Source organism: Isoptericola sp. NPDC019571, assembly GCF_044389385.1.
Lineage (GTDB): Bacteria > Actinomycetota > Actinomycetes > Actinomycetales > Cellulomonadaceae > Isoptericola > Isoptericola nanjingensis.
The window spans coordinates 43,443-69,548 of record NZ_JBIRXZ010000005.1 but is presented as its reverse complement, the minus strand read 5'-3'; the positions used below and the strand labels follow the sequence as shown (position 1 = coordinate 69,548).

The following is a 26,106-nucleotide window of genomic DNA, read 5'->3' as shown; positions in this document are numbered from 1 at the left end:
GCCCCGCCCCTCCGCGCGGGAGGGACGGGGCGCCGTCGGTGCGGGCCCGTCAGGCGACGAGCGAGCGCAGCACGTACTGCAGGATGCCGCCGTTGCGGTAGTAGTCCGCCTCACCGGGCGTGTCGATGCGCACCACGGCGTCGAACTCGACGGTCGAGCCGTCCGCCTTGGCGGCGGTGACCTTGACCGTCTCCGGGGTGGCGCCGTCGTTCAGCGCGGTGATGCCCGCGATGTCGAACGTCTCGGTGCCGTCGAGGCCCAGCGACTCGGCGTTCTCGCCGGCCGGGAACTGCAGCGGCAGCACGCCCATGCCGATGAGGTTGGAGCGGTGGATGCGCTCGAACGACTCGGTGATGACGGCCTTGACACCCAGCAGCGCGGTGCCCTTGGCGGCCCAGTCGCGCGACGAGCCGGAGCCGTACTCCTTGCCGCCGAGCACGACCAGCGGGGTGCCCTGCGCCGCGTAGTCCTGCGCCGCGTCGTAGATGGTGTCCTGCGCGTTCTTCACGAAGTTGAACGTGAAGCCGCCCTCGACGCCGTCGAGCAGCTGGTTCTTGAGGCGGATGTTCGCGAACGTGCCGCGGATCATGACCTCGTGGTTGCCGCGGCGCGAGCCGTAGCTGTTGAAGTCGCGGCGGCCCACGCCGTGCTCGGCCAGGTACTTGCCGGCCGGGCTGTCCGCCTTGATGGAGCCGGCGGGCGAGATGTGGTCGGTCGTGACCGAGTCGCCCAGCTTCGCCAGCACGCGGGCGCCGGAGATGTCGGTGACCGGCGACGGCTCGGCGCCCATGCCCTCGAAGTACGGGGGCTTGCGGACGTAGGTGGACTCGCCGTCCCAGGAGAACGTGTCGCCCTCCGGGGTCTCCAGCGCGCGCCACCGCTCGTCGCCGGTGAAGACGTCCGCGTAGTCCTTGGTGAACATGTCGCGGTCGATCGAGGCGTCGATCGTGGCCTGGACCTCCTCCGGCGTCGGCCAGATGTCCCGCAGGAACACCGGGTCGCCGGCCTCGTCGCGGCCCAGCGGGTCGGACTCGAAGTCGAACTCCATCGTGCCCGCGAGCGCGTACGCGATGACCAGCGGCGGGGACGCCAGGTAGTTCATCTTCACGTCGGGGTTGATGCGGCCCTCGAAGTTCCGGTTGCCGGACAGCACCGAGACGACGGCGAGGTCGTGCTCGTTGACCGACTCCGAGATCTTCTCGTCCAGCGGGCCGGAGTTGCCGATGCAGGTGGCGCAGCCGTAGCCGACCAGGTGGAAGCCGAGCTTCTCGAGGTAGGGCCAGAGGCCGGCCTTCTCGTAGTAGTTCGTCACGACCTGCGAGCCGGGCGCCATGGACGTCTTGACCCAGGGCTTCGACACGAGGCCCTTCTCCACGGCCTTCTTGGCCAGGAGCGCCGCGGCGAGCATGACGGACGGGTTCGACGTGTTGGTGCACGACGTGATCGACGCGATCGCGACCGCACCGTGGAACAGGTCGAACTGCTTGCCCTCGCTGTCCGTCACCGGCACGGTGCGCCGCACCTGGGCGTGGGTGGACGGCGAGTCGGAGGCCGGGAAGGACTCCTTCTCGGCCTCGTCCACGGAGTCGATGACCTCGGGGGCGTAGGCCGGCAGGTCGCGGGCGAACGCCGACTTGGCGTGCGACAGCTCGATGCGGTCCTGCGGGCGCTTCGGGCCGGCGATCGACGGCACGACGGTGCCGAGGTCCAGCTCGAGGTACTCCGAGAACTTCGGCTCGACGTAGGACGCCGAGCTCGGGTCGAGCCACAGGCCCTGCTCCTTGGCGTACGCCTCGACGAGCGCGAGCTGCTCGTCGCTGCGGCCCGTGAGGCGCAGGTAGTCGAGGGTGACGTCGTCGATCGGGAAGATCGCGGCGGTCGAGCCGAACTCGGGGCTCATGTTGCCGATGGTGGCGCGGTTGGCCAGCGGCACCTGGGCGACGCCCGCGCCGTAGAACTCGACGAACTTCCCGACGACGCCGTGCTGGCGCAGCATCTGGGTGATCGTGAGCACGACGTCGGTGGCGGTCACGCCGGCCGGGATGGAGCCCGACAGCTTGAAGCCGACGACGCGCGGGATGAGCATCGACACCGGCTGGCCGAGCATGGCCGCCTCGGCCTCGATGCCGCCGACGCCCCAGCCCAGCACGCCGAGGCCGTTGACCATCGTGGTGTGCGAGTCGGTGCCGACGCAGGTGTCGGGGTAGGCGCGCAGCACGCTCTGCCCGTCGACCTCCACCTCGCGGGTCATGATCGTGCGCGCCAGGTACTCGATGTTGACCTGGTGCACGATGCCGGTGCCCGGCGGGACGACCTTGAAGTCGTCGAACGCCGTCTGGCCCCAGCGCAGGAACTGGTAGCGCTCGTGGTTGCGCTCGTACTCGAACTCGACGTTGCGGGCGAAGGCGTCCGCACGGCCGGCGACGTCGATCTGCACGGAGTGGTCGATGACCATCTCGGCGGGGGCGAGCGGGTTGATCCGCTTCGGGTCGCCGCCGAGCTCCGCGACGGCCTCGCGCATCGTGGCGAGGTCGACGACGCAGGGCACGCCGGTGAAGTCCTGCATGATCACGCGGGCGGGCGTGAACTGGATCTCCGTGTCGGGCTGGGCGTCCGGGTCCCAGGACGCGAGGGCGCGCACGTGGTCGGCCGTGATGTTGGCGCCGTCCTCGGTGCGCAGGAGGTTCTCGGCGAGGATCTTCAGGGAGTACGGGAGGCGCTCGGCGCCCTCGACGGCGGAGAGGCGGAAGATCTCGTAGGCCTTCCCGCCGACCTCCAGCGTTCCCTTCGATCCGAACGTGTCCACGCTGCTCACTGCGGCTCCTTCTGCGGGGCTGGCCGGCGAGGGCACCGTGCGCGCTGCGGCGCGACGGTTCCGACGCCGTGGTTCTGGGGGGCTCCGCCCAGCGTACGCCGGGCACCTGCTCAGCATAGCCCATATATCTTGACGTCAAGATATCTCGGCGTCAGGTCCCCCGGCCCGGTGCGCGGGCAGATTTCCGTACGGCGCACGGGAACAACCGTCGTGGCCAGCGCGTTGTGCTGCTGCCCTCGACCGGAAGGACGCCCATGCCGTCGCGCACGCCCACGACCTCTGCCGCCCCGTCCGACGCCCGCGCCGCTGTCGCGACCGGCGGCCTGCCCCGGCTGCCCTCGCTCACCGCGCAGGCCGAGCTCCTCCTGGCGCGCGACGTCGTGCCCCCGCAGGCGCTCTCCCCCGCCGCGCTGCGCGACGCCGCCGCGGCGCTGGAGCGCACGGCCCCGGCCGGGTCGCTCCTGGTGGTCCACCCGCGCGTCCTGCCGCCGTCCGCCCTCGCCGGGCACCTGCGCCGCACGACGACGGTCCGCGGACGCGCCGTGGAGCGCGCGGGCTTCGTCGTCGTCGACATGACCGACGCGGACGACTTCGTGCCCGTGCCAGGCGTCGACGTGCCGGACGCCGACGTCTACGCCGTCGCCGGCCCCGACCGGGGCGACGAGATGGCGAACTGGTCGCCCGAGGAGGCGGAGCCGGCGATCGCCGCGCAGGGTCGCAGCCCGCTCACCCTCGCCGAGGGGATCCACTGGGTGCTGCAGTCCCCCGACGTCCTCGCCCGGAACCTCTGCTTCATGACGATCGGCTCCCGGCTGCGCCGGCCGGACGGGACCTACGACGCGCGCACCCCCGCCGTGTGGATCTCGAACGGGACCGGCCGTGACGGCAGCGAGCGGCGCGGCGCCCCCAAGGTCGGCTGGTGCTGGTGGCGCAACCGGCACACGTGGCTCGGCTTCGCGTCCACGGCCGCTCGTCACCCCTGACCCGGGGACGACACCCGTCAGCGGTCGAGGACCGCGACCGCCTCGACGTGATGCGTCATCGGGAACAGGTCGAAGGCGCGCAGCCCGGTGAGCTCGTACCCGTGCCCGGCGAGGTAGGCGACGTCGCGGGCGAGCGCCGCGGGGTCGCAGGCGACGTAGACGACGCGCCGCGGGCCGCGGCCGGCGATCGCGTCGACGACGGTCCGGCCGGCGCCGGCGCGCGGCGGGTCCAGCACGACGACGTCCGCGGCGCCCACGTCCGCGCCGGTCGCGTCGCCGTCGGCCAGGACACGGTCGACGGCGCCGAGGTGCAGCTCGACCTGCGGCAGGTCGTGGGCGTTGCGGCGGGCGTCCTTCACGGCGCGGGCGTCGCCCTCGACGGCGACGACGCGGCCCGAGCCACCCACGGCCGCGGCGAGCGGCACGGTGAACAGGCCCGCACCGGAGTAGAGGTCGAGCACGGTCGCGCCGTCGAGGCCGCCCGGGGTCGCGTGCACGGCGTCGAGCACGGCGCCGGCGAGCAGGTCGGGCGCCGCCCGGTGCACCTGCCAGAACCCGTCGCCCGCCACGCGGTAGCGGTGCTCGGCGCCGCCCGCCCGCACCGTCTCGGTGACCGACCGGCGGGCGTTCGGGCGGGTGTCCGCGCGGCCGCGACGCGACGGCACCTCGTCGACCAGGAGCAGGGCGTCCGCGCCGTCGGCCGGTGCCACCAGCTCGAGGCGGGCGCCCGGCCGCCAGCGGCGGCTCCACACGTCCTCGGCGTCCGCGAGCGCCGCGACCGCCTCGGTCGCGAGCGGCATGCCGTCGAGCGGCACCACGTCGTGCGAGCGGAAGCGCCGCATCCCGGCCCGGCCGTCGGCGTCGGCCACGAGGTCGACGCGGGTGCGGTAGCCGAGCCCGCCGCGCTCGTCGTCCCCGGGCGCCCCCTCCACCACGACGTCGCGCTCGAGCCTCGCGAGCCGCTGCAGCTGCTCGACGAGGACGGCGGCCTTCCAGCGGCGCTGCGCGGGCAGCGCCACGTGGGCGAGCTCGCCTCCGCCGACCCCGCCCGGGCCGGCCTCGGGCCAGGCGGACGGGACGCGGTCCGGCGACGCCTCGAGGACGTCGACCGCGTCGGCGCGCCAGAACCGGCTGCCGGTCTCCGTGACGCGTGCGCGGACGCGCTCGCCGGGCAGCGTGTGGCGTACGAAGACGACGCGGCCGTCGAGCCGCGCGACGCAGTGCCCGCCGTGCGCGACAGGGCCGATCTCGAGCTCGACCTCCCGGCCCACCTCGGGGTCCGGTGTGGTGGGACGGGGGCGCGGCGCGGAACGGCGAGGTCGGGGCATGGGCACCATTCTCCCCCGCGCGCGGCCCAGTCAGAACACGGTCAGGACACCGGTCAGGACACCGGTCAGAACCGCGGACCGCGGGGCGACGTCCCCTCCAGCCCGGTCTGGCCGGCCGACGACGAGAGCTGCCACGGCACCGACGCCACCACCACGCCGGGCGTGAACAGCAGCCGCCCCTTGAGGCGCAGGGCCGACTGGTTGTGCAGCAGCTGCTCCCACCAGTGCCCGACGACGTACTCGGGGATGTAGACGACCACCAGGTCGCGCGGCGAGTCACGGCGCACGGAGCGCACGTACTTCAGCACCGGCCGCGTGATCTCCCGGAAGGGCGAGTCGAGGACGCGGAGCGGCACCGGGAGGTCCAACGCCTCCCACCTCGCACGCAGCTCCGCGATCTCCTCGGCGTCCACGCCGACGGTCACCGCCTCGAGCACCGACGGGCGCGACGCCCGCGCGTACGCCACGGCGCGCATCGTCGGCTTGTGGATCTTGGACACCAGCACGATCGCGTGGACGCGGCTGGGCAGGGCACGCGCCCCGGCCACGTCGTCGAGCTCGAGCTCGGTGCGCACCCGGGCGTAGTGGGCGCGGATCGCCTTCATCAGCGCGAAGAGCACGCCCATCGCCAGGAGGGTGATCCACGCGCCGTGCGTGAACTTCGTCGCCAGCACGATGACGAGCACGGTCGCCGTCATCACGAAGCCGACGCCGTTGACGATCCGGGAACGCTGCATGCGGGCACGCTCGGCGGGGTCGGGCTCCTTGCGCAGCGCCCGCGTCCAGTGCCGCAGCATGCCGAGCTGCGAGAGCGTGAACGACACGAACACACCGACGATGTACAGCTGGATGAGGCGCGTGACCTGCGCGTCGAACGCCACGATGAGGACGATCGCCGCGACGGCGAGCGTGATGATCCCGTTGGAGAACGCGAGCCGGTCGCCGCGCGTGTGCAGCTGGCGCGGCAGGAAGCCGTCCTTGGCGAGGATCGAGCCGAGCACGGGGAAGCCGTTGAACGCCGTGTTCGCCGCGAGCACGAGGATCAGCCCCGTGACGATCGAGATCGCCACGAACGCGGGGGTGAAGCCCTGGAAGACGGCCTCCGCGAGCTGGCTGAGCACGGGGTGCTGGTTGTAGTCGGACGGCAGCGGCTGCCCGCCGGCGGTGAGCTGCTCGTGCGCGTCCTCCACGTACTTCACGCCGGTGGCCTGAGCGAGCAGCAGGATCGAGATCATCATCGTGGCGGAGATGCCGCCCAGCAGGGCCAGGGTGGTGGCCGCGTTGCGCGACTTGGGCTTCCGGAACGCCGGGACGCCGTTGCTGATCGCCTCCACGCCGGTGAGGGCGGCACAGCCCGAGGCGAAGGCCCGGGCCAGGAGGAACGCGCCCGCCAGGCCGGTGAGCCCCTGGTCGAAGCCCGCCTCGGGCGTCATCTCGAAGCCTGCGCTCTCGGCCAGCGGCAGGTCGCCGGCGAAGAACCGGATCGCCCCGACGACGGCCAGGAGGCCGACGAGAGCCATGAAGCAGTAGGTGGGGATCGCGAAGACCGTGCCCGACTCGCGCACGCCCCGCAGGTTCATCACGGTGAGGATCACGACGACCGCCACGGCGAACAGCACCTCGTGGCCGCGGAGGAACGGCAGGGCGGAGGCCGCGTACTGGGCCCCCGACGAGATCGAGACCGCCACGGTGAGGACGTAGTCGACGAGCAGGGCCGAGGCGACGCCGATGCCGGCCGACGGCCCGAGGTTCGTCGTCGCCACCTCGTAGTCGCCACCGCCGGAGGGGTAGGCGCGCACGTTCTGGCGGTAGGACGACACCACCACGAGCAGCACGACGACGACGCCGAGACCCACCCACGGGGAGATCGTCGTCGCGGCGATGCCGGCGACCGCCAGGGTCAGGAGGATCTCGTCCGGGGCGTACGCGACCGACGACAGCGCGTCGGAGGCGAAGACCGGCAGGGCGATCCGCTTGGGCAGGAGGGTGTGCCCCAGGTTCTCGCTGCGCACGGGGCGCCCGATGAGGAGCCGTTTGGCAGCGTCCGCGATGTCCGACACGTCGAGCAATGCTATGCCCGCCGTGCCCGGCGGGCGCGCGCGTCCCGTCGCGATGTCGGCGGCGACGTCGGTGGCGACGCCGGCGGCGATGTCGAGGGGCCCCGCGAGGTATAGCGTTTCGCCCGTGCACTTCGTGATCATGGGCTGCGGCCGCGTCGGGTCGACGCTCGCGCAGACGATCGAGTCCCACGGCCACTCCGTGGCCGTCGTCGACCAGAACCCCGACGCGTTCCGCCGTCTGCCGGCCGGGTTCTCCGGGCAGAAGGTGACGGGCGTCGGCTTCGACCGCGACACGCTGGTCCAGGCGGGCATCGAGGACACGTACGCCTTCGCCGCCGTGTCCGACGGCGACAACTCCAACGTGCTCGCCGCGCGGGTCGCGCGCGAGACGTACGGCGTCGAGAACGTCGTGGCCCGCATCTACGACCCCCAGCGCGCGGAGATCTACCAGCGCCTCGGGATCCCGACGGTCGCGACCGTGCGCTGGACGGCCGACCAGGTGCTGCGCCGCATGCTCCCCCTGGGCGCCACCGACGAGTACCGCGACCCGTCCGGGCAGGTGCGCCTCGCGCAGATCGACTACCACCCCGGCTGGGCCGGCCTGACGGTGCACCGCATCGAGGAGGCCACCGGCGCGCGCGTCGCCTTCCTGTCGCGCTACACCGACGGCATCCTGCCGACGCCCGGCTCCGTGCTGCAGGAGAACGACGTGCTGCACGTCCTCATGCGCGCCGACGACGCGGCCGCCGTCGAGCGGGTCCTCACCCACGAGCCGCGGCGGGAGGAGAGCTGATGCGCGTCGTCGTCGCCGGGGCCGGGTCGGTCGGCCGGTCCATCGCCCGCGAGCTCCTCTCGCACGACCACGACGTCGTGCTCATCGACAAGAACCCCGCCGCGATGCGGGTGGCGCAGGTGCCCGAGGCCGACTGGCTGCTCGCCGACGCCTGCGAGCTGTCCTCGCTCGAGGCCGCGGACGTCACGAGCGCCGACGTCGTCGTCGGCGCCACCGGCGACGACAAGGCCAACCTCGTCTTCTCGCTGCTGTGCAAGACCGAGTTCGGGGTGCCCCGCACCGTGGCGCGGGTCAACAACCCGAAGAACGAGTGGATGTTCGACGGCTCCTGGGGCGTCGACGTCGCCGTGTCGACCCCGCGGATCATGACCGCGATGGTCGAGGAGGCCGTGGCGGTCGGGGACCTGGTGCGGATCTTCACCTTCCACCAGTCCGGCGCGGACATCGTGGAGGTGACGCTGCCGGACGACTCGCCGCTCGTGGGCGCCCGCGTCGGTTCCGTCGTCTGGCCGACGGACACGGTGCTCGCGTGCATCGTGCGCGGCGCGCAGCCTCTGGCGCCGACCGCGGACGACACGCTCGAGACCGGCGACGAGCTGGTGCTCGTGATGGGCAGCCAGGCGGACGAGGAGTCGCTCCAGCACCTGCTCAGCCACGGCGCCCCGGCCGTCCCCGCCATCGCGGCGGGCGATCCCCTCGTGGCGCCGGAGCTCGCCGCGGTGGACGGCCTCGACGACGAGGGACCTGGCGACGACCGCTAGGCGCCCGGTCGGGCCGGCTCGTCGGCCGCGGCCGCGGGCCGGCCGGAGTGCGCGCCGCGCACGACGACCCAGGTGAGCCAGAGCACGAGGCCCCAGAGCGGGACGCCCAGCACCAGGTGGGCGGTGCCCAACCAGCCGACGCTGTCGGCGAAGTACAGCGGCACCTTGACCGCCAGGCGCACCGCGAACAGCCCCGCCCAGAACCACGTGGCGAGGGTGTAGCGCCGGACCAGCTCCGGGTCCTTGCGCCACGCCACCAGCGCGGCGAGGGGGCTCGGAGCGGCGTCCGGCGCGGTCGCCCCGGACGCGGCGGTCTCGGGCGAACCGGTGCCGGCGGGCCCGGCCTGCGGCTGCTCGCCGTCGGCGTGCCGGGCGCGCTCGGCGGCGACGTCGGCGAACCCGCCGCGCACCGCCTCCACCACGAGCCCGACGACGGGCCAGCGCACCACCAGCGAGACGAGGATGGCCGCGAGGTAGGCGGCGTTGGTCCACAGCCCCCACACGTAGAAGTTCTGGGCCTCGCCGGACTTCCACGCCCAGAACACGCCCACGCCGATGCCGAGCAGCCCGCCCAGGGCCTGCGTGATCGGCGTGCGCTGCGCGAGCCGCGCCACGACGGCGACGAGGGCCGCGCCCACGGAGGCGATCAGCGCCCAGGTCAGGGCACCGCGCTCATCGCCGCCCATCGACGCGACGACGTAGATGACCACGAAGAGCAGGCCGGGGAGCACCGCCTCGACCACGCCGCGCACGCCGCCGACGGCCTGCCCGAACGAGAACGAGTCGCCCGTGACCGCCCGCACGCCGCGCCCGTCCGCCGCGGGCCCCGCGGGCGCTGCTGACGTCACGGGCTCCGTCGGCCCGGTCGGCTTCCCCGCCGCGGGGTACCCGTCGCTCACTCGCCGGCCCGCGCGCGCAGCTCGTACCGGGGGTTGAACATGGTGCGCCGCCCGTCGATGTCGCACACCAGGCCCTCGACCCGGATGCGGCGCCCCGGGTCGATCCCCGCGATGGCCCGGCGCCCGAGCCACACGAGGTCGAGGGAGCCGGAGCCGTCGTACAGCTCGGCCTCCACGGTCGGGACGCCCTCGCGGGGGCGCAGCACGACCGAGCGCAGCACGCCGGCGGCGCTCGCCCGACGTCGGTCGCCCAGGTCGGCGACCGGCGTGCAGCCGCGGTGGGCCGCGGCCTCGTGGCGCTCCTCGTCGGCGGCGACCTCGTCGGCCGAGGCCAGCGCGTGCCGGACGGCGGTTCGCAGGGACATCAACAGCTCCAGGCTGGTGGACGGGCCGGCCTCGCGGCCGGGTCGCTCACCGGATCTCGGTGATCTCCGGCCCGCGGGTCAGCGGGTCGAACGACGGTGTCTGCGGCGCGGCGCCCTCCGGGCCCGCGGTGGTGTCCTCGCCCGGCGCGTCGCCCTGGCGCGCGCTCTTGGGCAGGGTCAGCGTGAGCAGGTCGCGCGGCGGGCGGGGGTTGCCGTCCCGCACGACGACGACGTTCGCGAACACGGACTCGAGCTGCTTCGCGGCCTCCGGGTCGACCGCGGCGCGCCCGGACAGCACGCCGCGCAGGAACCAGCGCGGCCCGTCCACGCCCACGAAGCGGGCGGGACGCACGGCCGGCTTGCCGTCGGGCCCGGTGGCGGGGATGCGCGCGATGAGCTCTCGCCCGAACGTGCCGGGCACGTCGTCGACCGTGCCGCCCTGGCGTGTGATGGACGACCCGATCTCGGCGCGCACCTCGTCCCAGATGCCCTCCGTGCGGGGGGCGGCGAACGCCTGGACCTGCAGACCGGACCCGTTGAGCGTCGCGGACACCCCGGTGACCTTCTGGGTCTTCTTGTCGACCTCCATGCGCAGCTCGAGGCCGGGCAGGACGGGCAGCCAGACGGCGCCGAGGTCCACGCGCGGGCCCATGCCCGTCACCTGGGTCGAGTCGAACGGGCCGCGCTCGGGACGCTCGCCCGCGGCCCCGTCGGTTCCCGGGTCGGTGGCGGCGTCGGCGCCGGTGGCGGGCGCCACGGCCTCCGCGGCCGCGGGCTCGCGGGCCTCGTCGGTCGCCTTCTGCGACGCGTTGCGCCGGAACAGCCCCACGGAGGATCTCCTTCTCGTCGTCCTGCTCGTCCGGCGGCCGGACGAGCCCTACCCATCTCCCACAGTAGACCGGTTCGCTCACGCCCCCGGTCCGCGCCCGGGGGCGTCAGCCGCCGGCGAAACCGCCGCTCGAACCGAACCCGCCCGCGCCCCGGTGCGACCCGGGCAGCGTCGTCGCCACGAGGAAACGGGCGTGCTCCACCCGCTGCACGACGAGCTGCGCCACGCGGTCGCCCCGGCGCAGCCGCACCGGCTCGGCGACGTCCGTGTTGAGGAGGATCACCTTGATCTCCCCCCGGTAGCCCGCGTCGATCGTGCCGGGGGCGTTCACCACGGTCACCCCGTGCTTCGCCGCGAGGCCGGAGCGCGGGTGCACGAACGCGGCGTACCCCTCCGGCAGCGCGATCGCGACCCCGGTGGGCACGACGACGCGGCACTGCGGAGGGATCTCGACGTCGACCGTGGTCACGAGGTCCGCGCCCGCGTCGCCCGGGTGCGCGTACGCGGGGGTCGGCACGTCGTCGAGCAGGGTGACGAGGACGTCGACGGTGCTCGGGTCGGTGCTCGGGTCGGTGCTCGGGTCCGTGCTCACGTGGCTGGCGTCGTGGCTCGCGGGCGGCGTCACGGGCTGGCTGGCGGTGTCAGGCACCCGGGAAGCGTAGCCGACCGGCGGACGGCTCACCGGCGTCCCGGACCGGGGCGGGTCCGTGCCGCGGTGCTGGGATGATGGACCCATGAGCGAGCACGCGGCCCACCCTCCCACCGTCACCGGCCCGGTCTACCGGGAGCGGCTGTCCCCGGGGCCGGCGGCCTGGTGCGGCGCCGTCGGGCTGGGCGTCATCGTCGGGGTGACCCTGTGGCCGCTGGCGCACACGGTCGGTGCCGTGGTCGGCCTGCTCGTCGCGGCCGCCACCCTCGCGGCCCTCGTCGCGACCGCGCCCGTGATCGAGGTGGCCGACGGGCGGCTGCGCGCCGGCAAGGCGCAGATCGCCGTCGACCTCCTGGGCGAGGTCACCACGATGGACGACACCGAGGCGATGCGGACCGCCCTCGGCCCCGCCCTCGACGCGCGCGCGTTCGTGTGCCTGCGCGCGTGGGCGCGCACCGGCGTGCGTGTGGAGCTCGAGGACCCGCTCGACCCGACCCCGTACTGGCTGCTGTCGACCCGGCGTCCGCAGGAGCTGGCCGCGGCGCTCACGCGCTGAGGGCAGGCACCCGTCTCGTCGGCTCCCGTCGTCGCGCCGTCCCGGGGACGACGAAGGCCGTCACGTCCTCGACGTGACGGCCCGTGTCGTCCGTGGTGCTGGTGCCCCGACGCTGCGGTCGGTCAGGCGGCGCACTCCGTGCAGATCATCTGGCCGTTCTTCTCGTAGGCCAGCTGGCTGCGGTGGTGGACGAGGAAGCAGCTCGTGCAGGTGAACTCGTCGGCCTGGCGGGGCAGGACGCGGACCGCGAGCTCCTCGCCGGACAGGTCGGCGCCGGGAAGCTCGAAGCCTTCCGCGGCCTCCGTCTCGTCCTCGTCGACGACACCCGACGACTTGTCGGAACGACGCGCCTGGAGCTCCTGGATCGAGTCCTGCTCCACGTCCTCGTCGTTCTTGCGGGGGGCGTCGTAGTCGGTTGCCATCTGTGTGGTCACGCTCCGTGGTGTCGGGATCGGTACGCGCTGATAATGCTCGGTGACCGGGTTTTGTTCCCGGTCGGCCCACGGATTGTGCACCATTTCGGGCGGGCGCGCGACACCACGCGCTGTTCCTCGTGTCACAGCGCGACGATCGGCCGCTGACCTGCGACGACGCACCGCCGCTGCGCGCTGTTCGCCCTCGGCGTGACGGTCGGTCTGACGCAGTTTTTCACCCCGGCGCCCGGGCGTGGAACGCCGAACCTCGTCAGCCGCTCAGCCGCGCGCGCCGTCCTCCGGACGGTCGGCGTCGGCGTCCTCGAGCAACCGGACGAGCTCCGTCACGACCGGGGTCGCGCCCGCGACCGTCATGGCGGCGCCCGGGCCACGACCGTGCAGCCCGCCGACCCACGCCCCGGCCTCCGCGGCCACGAGCGCCCCGGCCGCCAGGTCCCACGGGTTGAGCCCGCGCTCGTAGTAGAGGTCCAGCGCTCCCTCTGCGAGCAGGCACAGGTCGATCGCCGCGGACCCGATCCGCCGGATGTCGCGCACCCGGGGCAGGACGTCGACGAGGACCTCGGCCTGGCGGGCGCGCCGCTCGGGCGCGTACCCGAACCCCGTGCCGACCAGCGACCGCGACAGCGCGTCCGGGCGGCGCACGCACAGCGGCCGCCCGTCGCGCTCCGCCCCGCCACCCCGTGCCGCGGTCCAGGTGCGTCCGTCGACCACCGAGTGCACGCAGCCTGCGAGCGCCGTCCACCGCCGCGGGTCGGGGGGACCCGCCACGACGGCCACCGAGACGGCATAGGACGCGACGCCGTACACGTAGTTGACCGTGCCGTCGATCGGGTCCAGCACCCACGTGAGCCCGGACGTCCCCGGGACGTCGTCGCCCTCCTCGCCGAGGATCGCGTCGTCGGGCCGCTCCTCGGCCAGCCGCCGGCGCAGCAGCGCCTCGGCCGCCCGGTCCATGTCCGTCACCGGGTCGACGTCGGACGACTTGGTCGCGGCGACCTCGACCCGCTCCGGGCGGCCGTCGCGCACCAGGGCCCCCGCCTCGCACGCGAGGCTGCGGGCCAGCGCCCGCAGCGCCTCGACGTCGACGTCGATCTCGACGTCGATCTCGACACCGGTGCCGGTGTCGCTCCCGTCGGTCTGGTCCCCGTTCGCCGCTCGCTCGTCCACGGCCTACATCTTGCCCGACCGCCGCCCCCACCGGGCGGTCCACCCGGGGCCGGGGTGCGGCACGGTCCACCCGCGCGCGAGCGACGCGATGCGAAAACCGAAGACGAGGACCACCACCCCGAGGGCGGTCCATACCTGCAGCACGTCCTCGTGCCACAGCAGCGCGGTGAGGCCGGCGCCGACGAGCGCGGGCACGGCGTAGAGCTGGCGGTCCGCGAACACGAGCGGCACCTCGCCCACGAGCACGTCCCGCAGGATCCCGCCGCCCACGGCGGTGAGGACCCCGACCACCACGGAGGCGAGGACGCCCGCGCCGAGGTCGAGCGACTTCGTGGTCCCCTGCAGCACGAAGAGCGACAGCGCGGCGGCGTCGAGCACGAGGATGGAGCGCCGCATCCGCTCCAGGCCCGGGTGGAAGAAGAAGATGATCACGCCCGCGGCGAGCGCGGCCAGCACGAGCCGCCAGCTCGAGATGCCGACCGGGGGCGTGTCGCCGATCAGGACGTCGCGCAGGATCCCGCCGCCGAGCCCGGTCACCCACGCGAGGACCAGGACGCCGAACGCGTCGAACCGCTTGCGCACGGCGGCGAGCCCTCCCGAGACCGCCGCGACGAAGACGGCGACGAGCTCCAGGTAGGAGACGGGGCCGGAGGTGAACGCGTCCACGGGACGCCATCCTCCCAGGCCCGCCCGCCCGGGGCGCGCCAATCGACGGCACACCGACGCGCCTGCGCGGCGCCGCCCCGCGCCGGTGGCACCCTCGAACAGGCGGACCCGCCCCGACGGAGTTCCCGAGGGCGACCTGTGAGGGAGGAAGCATGGCCGAGCTCGAGCTCGTGAGGCTGCACGAGGACGGTGAGCGCCTGGTCCTGCGCGGCCCCGACGGCACCGAGAGCACCCTGCCCATCACGGAGGCGTTGCGCGCCGCGGTGCGACGCGACCGACCGCGCACGGAGGCGCTGCGCGCCCAGGCGGCGACGACCCTGCGCCCGCGCGACCTCCAGGCGCGCCTGCGTGCGGGGGCGTCGGTCGAGGAGCTGGCCGAGGAGTCCGGGCTCCCGGTCGAGCACGTGCAGCGCTACGAGTGGCCCGTGGCCGCGGAGCGCGACCACGTCATCGGTCAGGTGCGCGCCCACCGGCTGCCGGGCGACGACGAGACGACGACGCTCGGGGAGGTCGCCGACACGCGGCTGGCCGCGAGGGGCGTTACGGCCGACGAGGCCCGCTGGTCCGCCCGCCGCGACGGCACCGCGCCGTGGGTGGTCGAGGTGCGGTTCTCCGCCGGCGACCGCGACCGGTCGGCACGCTGGACCTTCGACCCCAAGGGCCGCGTCGTGACACCGCTCGACGACGAGGCGCGCTGGCTCGGCCAGCCGGACGACCCGGTCTCCCCCGACGTGCTGGGCGTGCCCTCGACGAGCGGCCGGACGGTCGCCCCCCGCCGCCACCCCGACGACGACACCACGGCGCTGCTCCTGGACGACCTGGCCGGACGGCGCGGACAGCGGCCCGGCGACCGCCGGAGGACGCCCGCCCGCGCGGCGGACGACGTCCCGCCCGCGCCGGAGCCGGTTCCCGTCGGCCACGTCAGCGCTCCCCCGGCCGACGCGTCGGCCGGCGCCCCGGAGCCGGAGCACGCCGACCCGGCGGGCGCGAGCGTCGTCGACCTCGGGTCGCGCCGGGCGGGCCTGCGCCCGCCTCCCGACCGTTCGACCCACCCGTCGTCCGCGCGCCGGCCGGTGCCCGGGGTGCTGCCGCTCGACCAGGCCGACGACGGGTCCGAGAAGGCCGACGGCGCCACGGACGCGCGCCAGGACCATCACCAGGACGGTCACCAGGACACCCGTTCCGACGTCGTCGACGACGCGCCCGCACCCAGCGGTCCGCCCGCGCAGGGCGCCGCCGGGCCGCAGCCCGCCGCACCGGCGCCCCGGACCGACAAGCCTGCGGGCGCGCGACGCCCGGGACGCAAGGGCCGCGCGCAGGTGCCGAGCTGGGACGAGATCGTGTTCGGCGGCGGCCGCCCCTCGTCCTGACCGCCGGCCCACCGCCGGCCCACCTCCGGCCGACGTCCGGCGGGCTACGCGCCGTCGCCCAGGTCCAGCTGGTCCGTGACCGCCGCGCGACGGCGGGCGTCGGCCTGCGTCATGCGTCGCATGTGGTGACGCCGGCACAGCACCTCGTACGACACCGGCCCGCCGTCGGGCGCCCCCGCGACGTCGCCGACCACCACCTGGTCGCCCTCGACGACCATCACGCCACCGACGGTGCGCGCGTTGTGGGTGGCCCGGGCGCCGCACCAGCACAGGGAGCGCACCTGCAGCTCCTCGACGCGGTCCGCGAGCTCGATGAGGCGGGCGGCGCCGGGGAACAGCCGGGTGCGGAAGTCGGTGGTGATGCCGAAGGCGAAGACGTCCAGCTCCACCTCGTCGACGAGCCGGGCGAGCTGCTCGACCTGCGCCGGGGAGTAGAACTGCGCCTCGTCGCACACGAGGTAGTCGACGACGCGACCAGCCTGCCGCTCGGCGGCCACGACGTCCCAGAAGTCGGTGTGATCGGTGACCTCGCGGGCGTCCACCTCGAGCCCGAGCCGCGACGACAGCCGGGACGTGCCGGCGCGGTCGTCGCGGGTGAAGATCAGCCCGGTCCGCCCGCGCGCCGCGTGGTTGTGGTCGGTCTGCAGCGCCAGCGTCGACTTGCCGCTGTCCATGGTCCCGGAGAAGAAGACGAGCTCGGCCATGGGCCAGATCCTGTCAGACCTCGCGCCTCCCCGGCGTCGTGCCCCGCGCTACTGGCCCACGCGCCCGTCCACGCGCTCCCGCAGCAGGTCCGCGTGCCCGCAGTGCCGCGCGTACTCCTCGACGTGGCTGAGCAGCAGCTCCCGCAGCGAGATCGCGCCGCCCGGCTCCGCGCCGAGGTCGGAGAAGCCGGCGTTCGTCGCGCCGAGGTCGTCGATGCCGTCGATCATGCGGTCCGTGGCGGCCATCTCCTCGCGCCAGTGCCGGAACGCCTCGTCGACGACGACAGGGTCGGCGACGGCGCCGTCCCAGTCGCCGTCGCGGCGGGCCTCGCTGCGGTACAGCCACGGCGCGTCCTCGCCGGTCATGATGCGGCGCACGTGCCGCTCGTCCTCCGTGAGGTGCCGCACCAGGCCCAGCAGCGACATCGTGGACGGCGGCACCGAGCGGCGGGCGAGCTGCTCCGCGTCCAGGTCGGCGCACTTCATCTCGACGGTCAGCCGGTACGAGCGCAGCGCGTCGAGCAGGATCGCCCGCTCGTCGACCAGCTCGACGTCGCTCTCGCGCGGGTCGTCGTCGGGGTCCACCCACATGTCCGGGTAGACGGTGGCGCGGGTCCAGCGGGGCGCGGGGTCCTGCTCGCCGCCCTGATCGAGCTGCTCCATCTCGGCATCGTGGCACCCGGCACGCGGGCGCGCCACGACATTCGGCGCGGCGCGCGCTACGCCTGCACGACGAGCAGCGGCACGACCATCTCCGCGGGTGTCAGCGACCCGTGCACGCCCGGCATCTCGCGGGCGCCGGACGGGTGCAGGCGCGAGTCGACCACGGTCGCCGCTCCTCGCGCCGCGACCAGGACGTCGCCCACGGCGGGGAGCACGTGGTCGGCCACCGGGCCCAGCCAGCCGGCCGCGACGGCGTCGTCGCGCAGGACGACGAGCGCGTCGTCCCCGAGCACCGCGGCCCAGCGGGCCGCGACGTCTCGCGGGTCGGCGCCGGGCGTGACGTACACGTGGCCCGCGCGCGGCTCGCCGCCGAGGAGCGCGACGTCGCGCGCGAGCTCAGGGTGCGCGGCGACGTCGTGCTGGCGGGAGAGGTCCGCCGTCACCTGACCGTGGTCGGCCGTGACGACGACGAGCGTGCCCCTCGGCACGGAGCGCACGAGGCGGCGCAGCTCGGAGTCCGTCTCCTCCAGGGCGTCTCCCCACTGCCACGACTGCGGGCCGTGCTGGTGGCCCGCCTTGTCCACGGCGCCGTGGTAGAGGTACACGAGGCCGGGCGCGCGCAGCTCGCGCACCGTGGCACCCACCTGGGCGTCCAGCCCCTCGGCGGCCAGGTAGCGCGGCCCGCGCAGCGCCGCGCGGGTCATCCCGGAGCCCGCGAACCGGGCGGGGCCGGGCGAGGTGACGCGCACGCCGTCCCGCACGAGCGTCTCGAGCACCGTGGGCTCGCGCTGCACGTCCTCAGGCTCGGCACGCATCGGCCCGGAGAGCTTGGTGCGCCGGTACGGGTCCGACTGCTCGGTCCAGGACACCGTGGTGGCGAGGCCGCCCGTGGCGGGGTTGCGCTGCGTGTAGCCCAGGAGCCCTGTGCGGCCGGGGGCCGTCCCGGTGCCGAAGGTCGCGAGCGCCGCCGCCGTCGTCGAGGGGAAGCTGGAGAGCACCGATCGGCCGTCCGCGGCCAGCGAGCGCAGGAACGGGGCGTGCCCGCCGCGCTCGGCGAGGTTGGCCAGGCCCAGGCCGTCGACGAGGACCACGACCGCGCGCTGCACCTCGGACGGCAGCCCGAGCGCGTCGCGGCAGTCCGCCGACCGCAGCCCGGTCGCCGTCGTGAGGTCCGCCCCGAGGGCGCCCGCGACGGCGGGCAGCACGGCGGCGAGTGAGCCCGTCCCGTAGGAGGGTGCGAGGAGGCCGTCGGGCAGCGCGAGGGTCGCCGTCATCGGGCGGCGCGCCCGCCCGCCCCGGTCGCCGCCGACAAGGAGCGCGAGAACGCGATCGCGCGGCGCAGGGCGTCCCGACCCTCCGCGGCCCCGCTGACGCGTACCACGACGTCGTCGGGCGTGAGCGTGCCGGTGAGGCCGTGGTCGGCCTCACAGTTCGGGTCCGGGCACTGCGCCGGCTCGAGGTCGACGCGGGAGACGGCGCCCCACCCGATCGCGAGCGTGAGCTCGGACGCGCTGTCGCCGGGCCGGTGCTCCGCCGGCTCGTCCACGATGTGCGTCAGCGCGACGGACCGGATCTCGTTCAGCGGCACGGCCTCCGTGGTCGCGGCCGCCGACGACGGGTGGGCGGCGTCGCCCTCGTGGTCGTCGACGTGCGCGGTGACGAGGCGCGTCGGCGTGAGGGCCAGCACGGTGAGGTGCCGGCGCACGGCGTCGTCGAACGTGGTCTCCGCCTGGACGAGGTGGGCGAGGACGTCCTCGTCGGCGAGGGCGACGTCGAGGACGTCCTCCACGAGGTCCGGGTAGTACCCGGCCCGGCGCACGTGGGCGGACAGGTCGGCACGGAGGTTCTCACGGGCGGTCGCATGCGGCACCCGCGCATTCTCCCACCACCCCCGGCGGGAGACCACCATCGCCGGGGCGGGCCGTCCCGTGCGGGTGGTCGTGACCCGAGTCCCCCGCCGGGGCGGCGTCCGGGCGCGCCCACTGGGCGGTGGGCCGGCCCGCACCCCAGCCGCTGCCGGACCCGTCCGCGTGCGCCCGCCAGAACCAGCCGGGCTCCCTGCCGTCCGGCCACCCCGGGGGCAGTCCTGCCAGGCCTCGAGCCTGCCGCGGGGCGTCAGGTCGAGCAGCGCGAGCGCCGGCATCGTGGCCTCGCAACCTCGCCCCGTGAGCGTGCCGGTGAGGAACACCCGGTCGCCCTGGCGCAGGAAGCACACCCAGGTACCGGAGTTGTCGCCGCGCACGATCTCGTCCTCCCCGCGGGACGCGGGGTCCGCGACCGCGTACCAGTGCTGCGGGTATCCCATGAACTCCACGAACGGCGCGAGCTCGGCGTAGGTCGCCTGCGCGAGCACCGCGAACGACACGCCACGGGCGGTGAGGTAGGCAGGGTCCTGCACGGCGAGGTACGTGAGGGTGCAGCCCGCGCACTGGTCCTCGACCGGCGCGCCCGGGTGCCACATGTGCTGGTAGACGACGAGCTCCTCGCGCCCGGCGAACAGGTCCAGCAGCGTGGTGGGGCCGTGGTGCCCGACGACGACGGAGCCCGCGTCGACCTCCGTCATCGGCAGGCGGCGGCGGGCGGCGGCGATCGCGTCTCCCTCCCGCGTGTGCGCCTTCTCCCGGACGAGCAGGTCCTCGCGGGTGGCCCGCCAGGCCTCCCGGTCGACGATGGGCGGGACGGCGGGCGCCGAGGCGACGCCCTCGGTCCGGGTCGTGGTCATGGTGCGCTCCTCGCTGGTCGGCTGTCATCAGCACGACGAACGGGGGACGCCCGGACCGACACTCAGCCGGGCACCAGCCGGGGATCAGCCGGGCAGCGCGCGCCGGGGAGCGTCGGCCCGCTGGGCCCCCGACCGCAGCCGGACGACGGCGTGCAGCACGCTCACGCCGACCGAGCCGACGACGACCGGGTACAGCTCCAGCGACGCGAGCTCGGGGAGGTCGTCGGCCAGCACGGACACGCGCGCGAGCACGTCCTCGAGCGCGTCGATGTCGGCCTCCGGCGCGCCGCCGTACCCGAACAGCCGCGGCGCCGCGCGCACGGTGCGCACCATGGCGGCCACGTCGACGTCGGTCAGGGGCGGGATGCCGTAGGCCACGTCGTCGAGGAGGTCGGTCGCGTCGCCCGCGAGGCCGAAGGACACCTTCGGGCCGAACAGCGGGTCCTCGCCGGAGCGGATGACGCACGGCACCCCGACGGGAGCCATCGCCTGCACCTCCATGGCGGGCTCGTCCTCCCCCAGGACCTCCAGCGCCACCTGTCGCATGCGCTCGACGTCGGCACGCAGCTCGGCGGCGTCCGCGATGTCCAGGCGCACCCCGCCCAGGTCGGTGCGGTGGCGCAGCGCCGTCGACGCGGTCTTGAGGGCGACCGGCCAGCCGAGCGCGTCCGCCGCCGCGACGGCCTCGTCCGCCGTGCGCACGGTCCGCGAGCGCCACAGCCGGACGCCGTAGCAGTCGAGCAGCTCGGCCGTCTCGTCCTGGGTGAGCACCCGCCCGTCGCCGCCCTCGGCGTCGGCGAGCCAGCCCTCGACGAGCCGGCGCGCGCGCCGCGCGTCCATCCCCTCGGGCCGCACGTGGGTGCCGCGGTCCTCCGTGCGCCAGCGCGCGTACGTCACGACCTTGCCGAGCGCCGTCACGGCGTCCTCCGGCGTGGAGAACGCGGGGATCCGCACGGGCGTGCCGTCCGGGCCCGTCGCCGCGAGCTCGTCGGGCAGGCCGCTGAGGCCGAGCATCGACGCGACCGTGGTGCGCCCGGTCCGCGCGGCGGCCTCGGCGACGGCCCGGGCCACGGCTCCGGTGCGCGGCACGACGACGGGCACGTCGACGGCGACGACGACGTCGCACGCCCCCGGCGCGTACAGGGCGTCGGTCACGTGGGCGATCTGCTCGTCGGTGGCGTCCGGCGGCAGGAAGTCGGACGACGCCGCGACGACGAGGCCCGCGGCGGCCGCGGCCTCGGCGACGAGGGCGGCCAGCGCGGCGGACGACGCGAGGATGCCCACCCGGCCGCCGGTCGGCAGCGGCTGGTGCGCGAGCACCTGCGCGACGTCCATGAGCTGGTGGGTGTTCTCGGCGCGGATGACGCCGGACTGCCGCAGCATCTCGTCGAGCAGGCGGCGCGGCGCACGCGTCGCGCGCACGGCGTGCCCCGGGGGCACGACCTGCCCCGACCGGCCCGCCACCACCACGACGACGGGCTTGACCCCGGCCAGGCGGCGCGCGATCCGGGAGAACTTGCGGGGGTTGCCGATGGACTCGAGGTAGAGGCAGACGACGGCGGTGCGCGCGTCGTCCTGCCAGTACTGCATGAGGTCGTTGCCCGACACGTCGGCGCGGTGGCCCGCGGACAGCAGGGCCGAGACGCCGAGGCCGCGCCGCTCGAGCGTCCGCGTGAGCGTCACGGCGGCGGGCGCCGACTGGCAGAACATCCCGACCACGCCGGCGCGCGGCGACCGCTCCGCGAGGCTCGCGTGCAGCCGTGCGCCCGGCGTCGTGGTGAGCAGGCCGAACGACGCGGGGCCGACCACCCGCATCCCGCCCGCGTGCGCGGCGCGCACCAGCTCGCGCTGCCTGGCCAGGCCGTCCGGCCCCGTCTCCGCGTACCCGGCGGCCAGCACGACGACGCCGCGCACGCCGCGCCCGGCCAGGCGCCGCACCGCGTCGACGGCGTCGTCCGGCGGCACCGACAGCAGGGCGAGGTCGACGCCGTCGTCGGCGTCGCCGTCGTCGCCGCCGCCCGCAGCGCCGCCGTCCGCAGCGCCGTTCGCGCCGCCCTCGACCCCCAGCGCGTCGTCCCACGACGCCGCGACCGCGAGCCCCGGGGCGTCCGGGACCGGCCCGGGGGCGCCGAGCACGGTGAGCCGGGTGTCCCCCGGGTCGGCCGCGGCGGCGTCGACGACGCGCTGCGCGAGGTGGTGCTCCGGCGTCGCTCCCGCCGGCCCGACCGGGCCGGGTCCGACGAGCAGCACACGGCGGGCCGACAGCAGCGCCTGCATCGAGCGCGCCTCGGCGCGGTGCTCGCGGTCGGCCATCACCTCGCGGGAGCGCTCCGTGGGGTCGAGGTCGAACGCGACCGTGACCACGCCGTCGTCGAGGTGCTGGCTCACCGCGTACCCGGCGTCACGGAAGACGGCGAGCATCGACGAGTTCTGCGGCAGCACGTCCGCGGTGAAGCGCCGCACCCCGCGCTCGCGCGCCGCCGCGGCGACGTGCTCGAGGAGGACCGAGCCGAGGCCCTTGCCCTGCATCGCGTCGGCGATGTTGAAGGCCACCTCCGCCTCCGCGGGCGAGACCTTGTCGTACCGGGCGACGCCGAGCACGTCCTCGCGCGGGCGGCCGTCGTCGTCGACGCCGGGGCGCACGGCGACCAGGGCCACCCGGTCGCGCTGGTCGAGGTGCGTGAGGCGGTTCAGCTCCCGGTCCGTGAGCCGGCGCACCGGCGCGAAGAAGCGGAAGTACGCCGAGCGCTCGGACTGCGCCACCTGGAAGCGCTGGATCGCGTCGGCGTCGTCGGGACGCAGCGGGCGCACGTGCATGGTGGTGCCGTCGCGCAGCACGACGTCGGCCTCCCACGCGACCGGGTACTCGGGGTGCTGCCGAGCGTCCTGCCGCTCGTCCGGAGTGTCGGGTACGTCCACCCGAGCAGGCTATCCGGGGCCTGCGACGGCGGCTCGTCGCCGCGCCTGCGCGGCCCTGTGGGCGCCGGCGACTAGAGTCTGGTGCCGTCCGCGGAGGACGCCCGCGCCCCCAGCGAGCACGACACCGAGCACGACACGAGCACGACACCGTCCGTCCCGCCGAGCCACCCTTCGAACTCAGGAGCCGCACCGCATGGCGCGCAAGAGCACCAGCGCACCCGTCACCGACGAGCCGTTCGACGAGAAGATCGTCGACATCGACGTCGCGGCGGAGATGGAGACGTCGTTCCTCGAGTACGCGTACTCCGTCATCTACTCGCGCGCGCTGCCCGACGCCCGCGACGGCCTGAAGCCGGTGCACCGCCGGATCCTCTACATGATGTCGGACATGGGCCTGCGGCCCGACCGCGCGCACGTGAAGTCGTCGCGCGTGGTCGGCGAGGTCATGGGCAAGCTGCACCCGCACGGCGACACCGCGATCTACGACGCGCTGGTGCGCCTCGCGCAGGACTTCTCGATGCGCCTGCCGCTGGTCGACGGGCACGGGAACTTCGGCTCGCTCGACGACGGGCCGGCCGCCCCCCGGTACACCGAGGCCCGGCTCGCCCCGCCGTCGATGGCGATGACCGCCGGGCTCGACGAGGACGTCGTCGACTTCGTCCCGAACTACGACAACAAGCTCACGCAGCCGTCCGTGCTGCCGTCCGCCGTGCCGAACCTGCTCGTCAACGGCTCGTCCGGGATCGCCGTCGGCATGGCGACGAACATGGCGCCCCACAACCTCGTCGAGGTCGTGGCCGCGGCCCAGCACCTCATCACGCACCCGGACGCGACGCTCGACGACGTCATGCGCTTCGTCCCCGGCCCCGACCTGCCCTCTGGCGGCAAGATCGTGGGGCTCGACGGCGTGCGCGACGCGTACCGCACGGGGCGCGGCACCTTCCGCACCCGCGCGACGGCCCGCGTCGAGAACGTCACGCCGCGCCGCAAGGGCATCGTCGTGACGGAGCTGCCCTACGGCGTCGGCCCGGAGAAGGTGATCGAGAAGATCGCCGACGGCGTGAAGGCCAAGAAGATCCAGGGCGTCACGAACGTGCAGGACCTCACGGACCGCACCCACGGCCTGCGCCTGGTCGTCGAGGTGAAGACCGGCTTCGACCCGGACGCCGTGCTGGAGCAGCTGTACCGCACCACGCCGCTCGAGGACTCGTTCGGCATCAACAACGTGGCCCTCGTCGACGGCCAGCCGCGCACGCTCGGCCTGCTGGAGCTGCTGCGCGTGTGGGTGGAGCACCGCATCGACGTGGTGCGCCGCCGGTCGACGTTCCGGCTCGCCAAGCGTCAGGAGCGCCTGCACCTGGTGGAGGGCCTGCTGCTGGCCATCGTCGACATCGACGAGGTCATCCAGGTCATCCGCTCCTCCGACGACGCCGCGGCCGCCCGCGAGCGCCTCATGGGCGTGTTCGACCTGTCGGAGCCCCAGGCCACGTACATCCTCGACCTGCAGCTGCGCCGCCTGACCAAGTTCTCCCGGATCGAGCTGGAGAAGGAGCAGTCGGAGCTGGAGCGCGAGATCGCCGAGCTGCAGGAGATCCTCGCCGACGACGCGCGCCTGCGCGCCGTCGTCAGCGCCGAGATGGGTGAGGTCGCCTCCACCTACGGCACGCCACGCCGCACGGTGCTGCTCGACTCCGCCGGCGGCGCCACCGCCCCCGCGGCGACGAACGGTCGCAGCAAGGCCCCGGCCATCAGCCTGGAGATCGCGGACTCCCCCACCCGGGCGCTGCTGTCCGCCACCGGACTCCTGGCCCGCACGTCGGGCGAGGCCGCGGACGCGCCCCTCGAGCGCGCCGGCCGCCGGCACGCCCACGACGCGATGCGCGGCGACGTCGCGACGACCACCCGCGGCGACGTCGGCCTCGTCACGTCCGCCGGCCGCCTGCTGCGGGTGTCGGTGCTCGACCTGCCCGCGCTGCCCCCGGTCGACGGCCCGCCGTCGCTGTCGGGCGGGATCCCGGTGAGCGAGCTCGTCGCGCTCGCGCCCGGCGAGACGGCGCTGGCCGTGGCCTCCCTGGACGAGGACGCGCCCACCCTGGCCCTCGGCACCGCGAACGGCGTCGTCAAGCGCGTCGCGGCGGGCGACGTGCCCGCGAACCGCGACGAGTGGGACGTCATCGCCCTCAAGGACGGCGACCGGGTGGTGGGCGCCGCACCGGTGGGCGAGGACGACGAGCTCGTCTTCGTCGCCTCCGACGCGAGCCTGCTGCACTTCGACGCCTCCGCCGTGCGCCCGCAGGGCCGGGCCGCGGCCGGCATGGCGGGCATCCGCCTCGGTGCAGGCCAGCAGGTCGTCTTCTTCGGCGTCGCACGGGCGGCGACCCGCGACCTGCACACCGTCGTCACGGTGGCAGGCGCGTCGGGCGCGCTGCCTGGCACGGGCGGGGGCTCGGCCAAGGTCACGCCGTACGAGCTGTACCCCGGCAAGGGGCGCGGCACGGGCGGGGTGCGCGCGCACCGTTTCCTCAAGGGCGAGGACGGCCTCGTCCTGGCCTGGGTGGGCGAGGGCCCCGCCCGCGCCGTCGGCGGCGCCGGCCAGCCCGCCGAGCTGCCGGAGAGCACCGACCGCCGCGACGGCTCGGGCCAGCCGCTCGCCGCGCCGGTCGCGGCGATCGGCTGACGCCGCGACTCAGCGCGCGACGGCGGCGACGACCGCCGCGCCCAGGTCGGCCGGGCGCGAGAACATCGGCCAGTGCCCTGTGGGCAGGTCGACGATCTCGTAGTCGTGCAGCCGCGCAAGTTCGGCGACGAACGGGTGCCCCTCGGCCATGAGGCCGCGCAGCACCTCGCCGGGCATCTCGCAGGCGATGACGGTGGTCGGGACGTCGAGCCGCTGCAGGTCGGTGCTGAGCCGGTGCCCCTCGCGGACGGTGCCGCCTGGCTGCGGGATCGCGCGCGCCCGGAACCGCGCGCGCAGGTCGTCGTCGAGCCCGGCGAGGTCCTGCTCCTCGAACGCGTCCCACGCGGGCAGCTCGTGGTCGACGACGTCGGCCGGGAGCTCGGCGTTCACGGCCTGGCCCTCGGCGAACGGCCCCGAGTCGACGTACACCACGCGGGCCACCCGCCCGGGTCGCCGGTCGGAGGCCGCATACACGAGCCCGCCGCCTGCGGAGTGCCCGACCAGGGCGACGGGCGCGTCGCCCGGGACGGCGTCGATCGCGGCGACGACGGCGTCCACGTGGTCCGCGAGGTGGATGCCGGAGCGGTCGGCGTCGACCGCCTCCATGCCCGGCAAAGTGACGGCGTGGGGCGTGTGCCCCGCCGCCGTGAGCACCGGGACGACGTCGTCCCAGGCCGATCCGTCGAGCCAGAACCCGGGTACCAGGATGATGTCCATGTCCCGAGATTAGGCGTGACCTCCGACAC

At 74.9% G+C, this 26,106-nt stretch carries 22 protein-coding genes and 1 pseudogene; 6 read left to right on the top strand and 17 right to left on the bottom strand.

The genetic code is table 11. The annotated features are described in order from the left end of the window. Positions 1-49 precede the first annotated feature (49 nt). Positions 50-2,815 (bottom strand): aconitate hydratase AcnA, encoded by a 2,766-nt coding sequence (gene acnA, locus ACH443_RS10495; RefSeq protein WP_429763728.1) that lies wholly within the window; start codon positions 2,813-2,815, stop codon positions 50-52. Positions 2,816-3,069: 254 nt separating this feature from the next. On the opposite strand from acnA, the gene ACH443_RS10490 reads away from it, so the two are divergent. Continuing rightward, positions 3,070-3,798: a DUF5701 family protein gene (locus ACH443_RS10490; RefSeq protein WP_430590258.1), complete on the top strand. Its 729-nt coding sequence runs from the start codon at positions 3,070-3,072 to the stop codon at positions 3,796-3,798. A gap of 17 nt (positions 3,799-3,815) precedes the next feature. On the opposite strand, the gene ACH443_RS10485 is transcribed toward ACH443_RS10490, so the two are convergent. Together ACH443_RS10485 and ACH443_RS10480 are read right to left on the bottom strand one after the other, a co-directional pair. After that, on the bottom strand, positions 3,816-5,126 hold the full coding sequence (locus ACH443_RS10485; protein WP_429763730.1) for a class I SAM-dependent RNA methyltransferase: 1,311 nt from the start codon (positions 5,124-5,126) through the stop codon (positions 3,816-3,818). A 65-nt stretch (positions 5,127-5,191) separates the two neighbouring features. Then, entirely contained in the window at positions 5,192-7,186 is a 1,995-nt protein-coding gene (locus tag ACH443_RS10480; RefSeq protein ID WP_429763799.1) for an APC family permease, read from the bottom strand. 139 nt (positions 7,187-7,325) lie between these two features. On the opposite strand from ACH443_RS10480, the gene ACH443_RS10475 reads away from it, so the two are divergent. Both ACH443_RS10475 and ACH443_RS10470 read left to right on the top strand, forming a co-directional pair. After that, entirely contained in the window at positions 7,326-7,979 is a 654-nt protein-coding gene (locus tag ACH443_RS10475) for a potassium channel family protein (protein ID WP_430590422.1), read from the top strand. After that, a complete protein-coding gene (locus tag ACH443_RS10470) occupies positions 7,979-8,740 on the top strand; it encodes a potassium channel family protein (protein WP_429763731.1) in 762 nt (253 codons plus the stop codon). Before ACH443_RS10475 ends, ACH443_RS10470 begins: the two co-directional genes overlap by 1 nt. Here the strand turns inward: ACH443_RS10470 and ACH443_RS10465 are convergent. From ACH443_RS10465 to dut, 4 genes are all read right to left on the bottom strand, one after another. Continuing rightward, the gene (locus ACH443_RS10465; RefSeq protein ID WP_430590257.1) at positions 8,737-9,588 is read right to left on the bottom strand and encodes a DUF3159 domain-containing protein; all 852 of its coding nucleotides are present in this window, start codon (positions 9,586-9,588) and stop codon (positions 8,737-8,739) included. The genes ACH443_RS10470 and ACH443_RS10465 overlap by 4 nt on opposite strands. 47 nt (positions 9,589-9,635) lie before the next feature. Next, on the bottom strand, positions 9,636-10,004 hold the full coding sequence (locus tag ACH443_RS10460) for an OB-fold nucleic acid binding domain-containing protein (RefSeq protein ID WP_429729800.1): 369 nt from the start codon (positions 10,002-10,004) through the stop codon (positions 9,636-9,638). A 46-nt stretch (positions 10,005-10,050) separates the two neighbouring features. Beyond that, positions 10,051-10,833 (bottom strand): DUF3710 domain-containing protein, encoded by a 783-nt coding sequence (locus ACH443_RS10455; RefSeq protein WP_429763733.1) that lies wholly within the window; start codon positions 10,831-10,833, stop codon positions 10,051-10,053. 106 nt (positions 10,834-10,939) lie between these two features. Continuing rightward, positions 10,940-11,425: a dUTP diphosphatase gene (gene dut / locus ACH443_RS10450; RefSeq protein WP_430590421.1), complete on the bottom strand. Its 486-nt coding sequence runs from the start codon at positions 11,423-11,425 to the stop codon at positions 10,940-10,942. A gap of 142 nt (positions 11,426-11,567) precedes the next feature. Between dut and ACH443_RS10445 the strand changes: the two genes are divergently transcribed. Beyond that, a complete protein-coding gene (locus tag ACH443_RS10445) occupies positions 11,568-12,038 on the top strand; it encodes a DUF3093 domain-containing protein (protein ID WP_429763734.1) in 471 nt (156 codons plus the stop codon). A 122-nt stretch (positions 12,039-12,160) separates the two neighbouring features. Here ACH443_RS10445 and ACH443_RS10440 read toward each other — a convergent pair whose 3' ends face one another. The 3 genes from ACH443_RS10440 to ACH443_RS10430 all read right to left on the bottom strand — a co-directional run bounded on the left by ACH443_RS10440 (position 12,161) and on the right by ACH443_RS10430 (position 14,305). Further along, on the bottom strand, positions 12,161-12,460 hold the full coding sequence (locus ACH443_RS10440) for a DUF4193 domain-containing protein (RefSeq protein WP_429729811.1): 300 nt from the start codon (positions 12,458-12,460) through the stop codon (positions 12,161-12,163). Positions 12,461-12,730: 270 nt separating this feature from the next. Continuing rightward, on the bottom strand, positions 12,731-13,576 hold the full coding sequence (locus ACH443_RS10435) for an inositol monophosphatase family protein (protein ID WP_429763802.1): 846 nt from the start codon (positions 13,574-13,576) through the stop codon (positions 12,731-12,733). A 66-nt stretch (positions 13,577-13,642) separates the two neighbouring features. After that, a complete protein-coding gene (locus ACH443_RS10430) occupies positions 13,643-14,305 on the bottom strand; it encodes a trimeric intracellular cation channel family protein (protein WP_429763735.1) in 663 nt (220 codons plus the stop codon). 152 nt (positions 14,306-14,457) lie between these two features. On the opposite strand from ACH443_RS10430, the gene sepH reads away from it, so the two are divergent. Next, positions 14,458-15,675 carry a septation protein SepH gene (sepH, locus tag ACH443_RS10425; RefSeq protein WP_429763736.1) on the top strand — a complete coding sequence of 406 codons (1,218 nt, stop codon included), beginning with the start codon at positions 14,458-14,460 and terminating at the stop codon, positions 15,673-15,675. 44 nt (positions 15,676-15,719) lie between these two features. On the opposite strand, the gene ACH443_RS10420 is transcribed toward sepH, so the two are convergent. The 6 genes and pseudogenes from ACH443_RS10420 to ACH443_RS10395 form a co-directional block, all read right to left on the bottom strand. Next, positions 15,720-16,379: a thymidine kinase gene (locus tag ACH443_RS10420; RefSeq protein WP_429763737.1), complete on the bottom strand. Its 660-nt coding sequence runs from the start codon at positions 16,377-16,379 to the stop codon at positions 15,720-15,722. Between the two features lie 48 nt (positions 16,380-16,427). After that, on the bottom strand, positions 16,428-17,042 hold the full coding sequence (locus ACH443_RS10415; RefSeq protein WP_430590256.1) for a DinB family protein: 615 nt from the start codon (positions 17,040-17,042) through the stop codon (positions 16,428-16,430). Between the two features lie 56 nt (positions 17,043-17,098). Next, positions 17,099-18,316 carry an alkaline phosphatase family protein gene (locus ACH443_RS10410; protein ID WP_430590255.1) on the bottom strand — a complete coding sequence of 406 codons (1,218 nt, stop codon included), beginning with the start codon at positions 18,314-18,316 and terminating at the stop codon, positions 17,099-17,101. Next, complete coding sequence (locus ACH443_RS10405; protein ID WP_429763740.1) at positions 18,313-18,912, bottom strand: DUF5998 family protein; 600 nt, start codon at positions 18,910-18,912, stop codon at positions 18,313-18,315. The genes ACH443_RS10410 and ACH443_RS10405 overlap by 4 nt, the downstream gene beginning before the upstream one ends. Positions 18,913-19,194: 282 nt before the next feature. Next, positions 19,195-19,764: pseudogene (locus ACH443_RS10400) on the bottom strand (DUF899 family protein); the annotation flags it as partial. Positions 19,765-19,848: 84 nt separating this feature from the next. Further along, complete coding sequence (locus ACH443_RS10395) at positions 19,849-22,683, bottom strand: GNAT family N-acetyltransferase (RefSeq protein WP_430590254.1); 2,835 nt, start codon at positions 22,681-22,683, stop codon at positions 19,849-19,851. A 193-nt stretch (positions 22,684-22,876) separates the two neighbouring features. Between ACH443_RS10395 and ACH443_RS10390 the strand changes: the two genes are divergently transcribed. Beyond that, positions 22,877-25,360 (top strand): DNA gyrase/topoisomerase IV subunit A, encoded by a 2,484-nt coding sequence (locus ACH443_RS10390; protein ID WP_429763743.1) that lies wholly within the window; start codon positions 22,877-22,879, stop codon positions 25,358-25,360. Between the two features lie 9 nt (positions 25,361-25,369). On the opposite strand, the gene ACH443_RS10385 is transcribed toward ACH443_RS10390, so the two are convergent. Further along, positions 25,370-26,077 (bottom strand): alpha/beta fold hydrolase, encoded by a 708-nt coding sequence (locus ACH443_RS10385; protein WP_430590253.1) that lies wholly within the window; start codon positions 26,075-26,077, stop codon positions 25,370-25,372. Positions 26,078-26,106: the final 29 nt, after the last annotated feature.

Excerpts from the sequence above, each read along its gene's own strand:
- ACH443_RS10490 (WP_430590258.1), top strand. The coding sequence starts at position 3,070 with ATGCCGTCGCGCACGCCCACGACCTCTGCCGCCCCGTCCGACGCCCGC.
- ACH443_RS10485 (WP_429763730.1), bottom strand. The coding sequence starts at position 5,126 with ATGCCCCGACCTCGCCGTTCCGCGCCGCGCCCCCGTCCCACCACACCG.
- ACH443_RS10475 (WP_430590422.1), top strand. The coding sequence starts at position 7,326 with ATGGGCTGCGGCCGCGTCGGGTCGACGCTCGCGCAGACGATCGAGTCC.
- ACH443_RS10470 (WP_429763731.1), top strand. The coding sequence starts at position 7,979 with ATGCGCGTCGTCGTCGCCGGGGCCGGGTCGGTCGGCCGGTCCATCGCC.
- ACH443_RS10460 (WP_429729800.1), bottom strand. The coding sequence starts at position 10,004 with ATGTCCCTGCGAACCGCCGTCCGGCACGCGCTGGCCTCGGCCGACGAG.
- ACH443_RS10445 (WP_429763734.1), top strand. The coding sequence starts at position 11,568 with ATGAGCGAGCACGCGGCCCACCCTCCCACCGTCACCGGCCCGGTCTAC.
- ACH443_RS10440 (WP_429729811.1), bottom strand. The coding sequence starts at position 12,460 with ATGGCAACCGACTACGACGCCCCCCGCAAGAACGACGAGGACGTGGAG.
- sepH (WP_429763736.1), top strand. The coding sequence starts at position 14,458 with ATGGCCGAGCTCGAGCTCGTGAGGCTGCACGAGGACGGTGAGCGCCTG.
- ACH443_RS10420 (WP_429763737.1), bottom strand. The coding sequence starts at position 16,379 with ATGGCCGAGCTCGTCTTCTTCTCCGGGACCATGGACAGCGGCAAGTCG.
- ACH443_RS10415 (WP_430590256.1), bottom strand. The coding sequence starts at position 17,042 with ATGGAGCAGCTCGATCAGGGCGGCGAGCAGGACCCCGCGCCCCGCTGG.
- ACH443_RS10410 (WP_430590255.1), bottom strand. The coding sequence starts at position 18,316 with ATGACGGCGACCCTCGCGCTGCCCGACGGCCTCCTCGCACCCTCCTAC.
- ACH443_RS10390 (WP_429763743.1), top strand. The coding sequence starts at position 22,877 with ATGGCGCGCAAGAGCACCAGCGCACCCGTCACCGACGAGCCGTTCGAC.
- ACH443_RS10385 (WP_430590253.1), bottom strand. The coding sequence starts at position 26,077 with ATGGACATCATCCTGGTACCCGGGTTCTGGCTCGACGGATCGGCCTGG.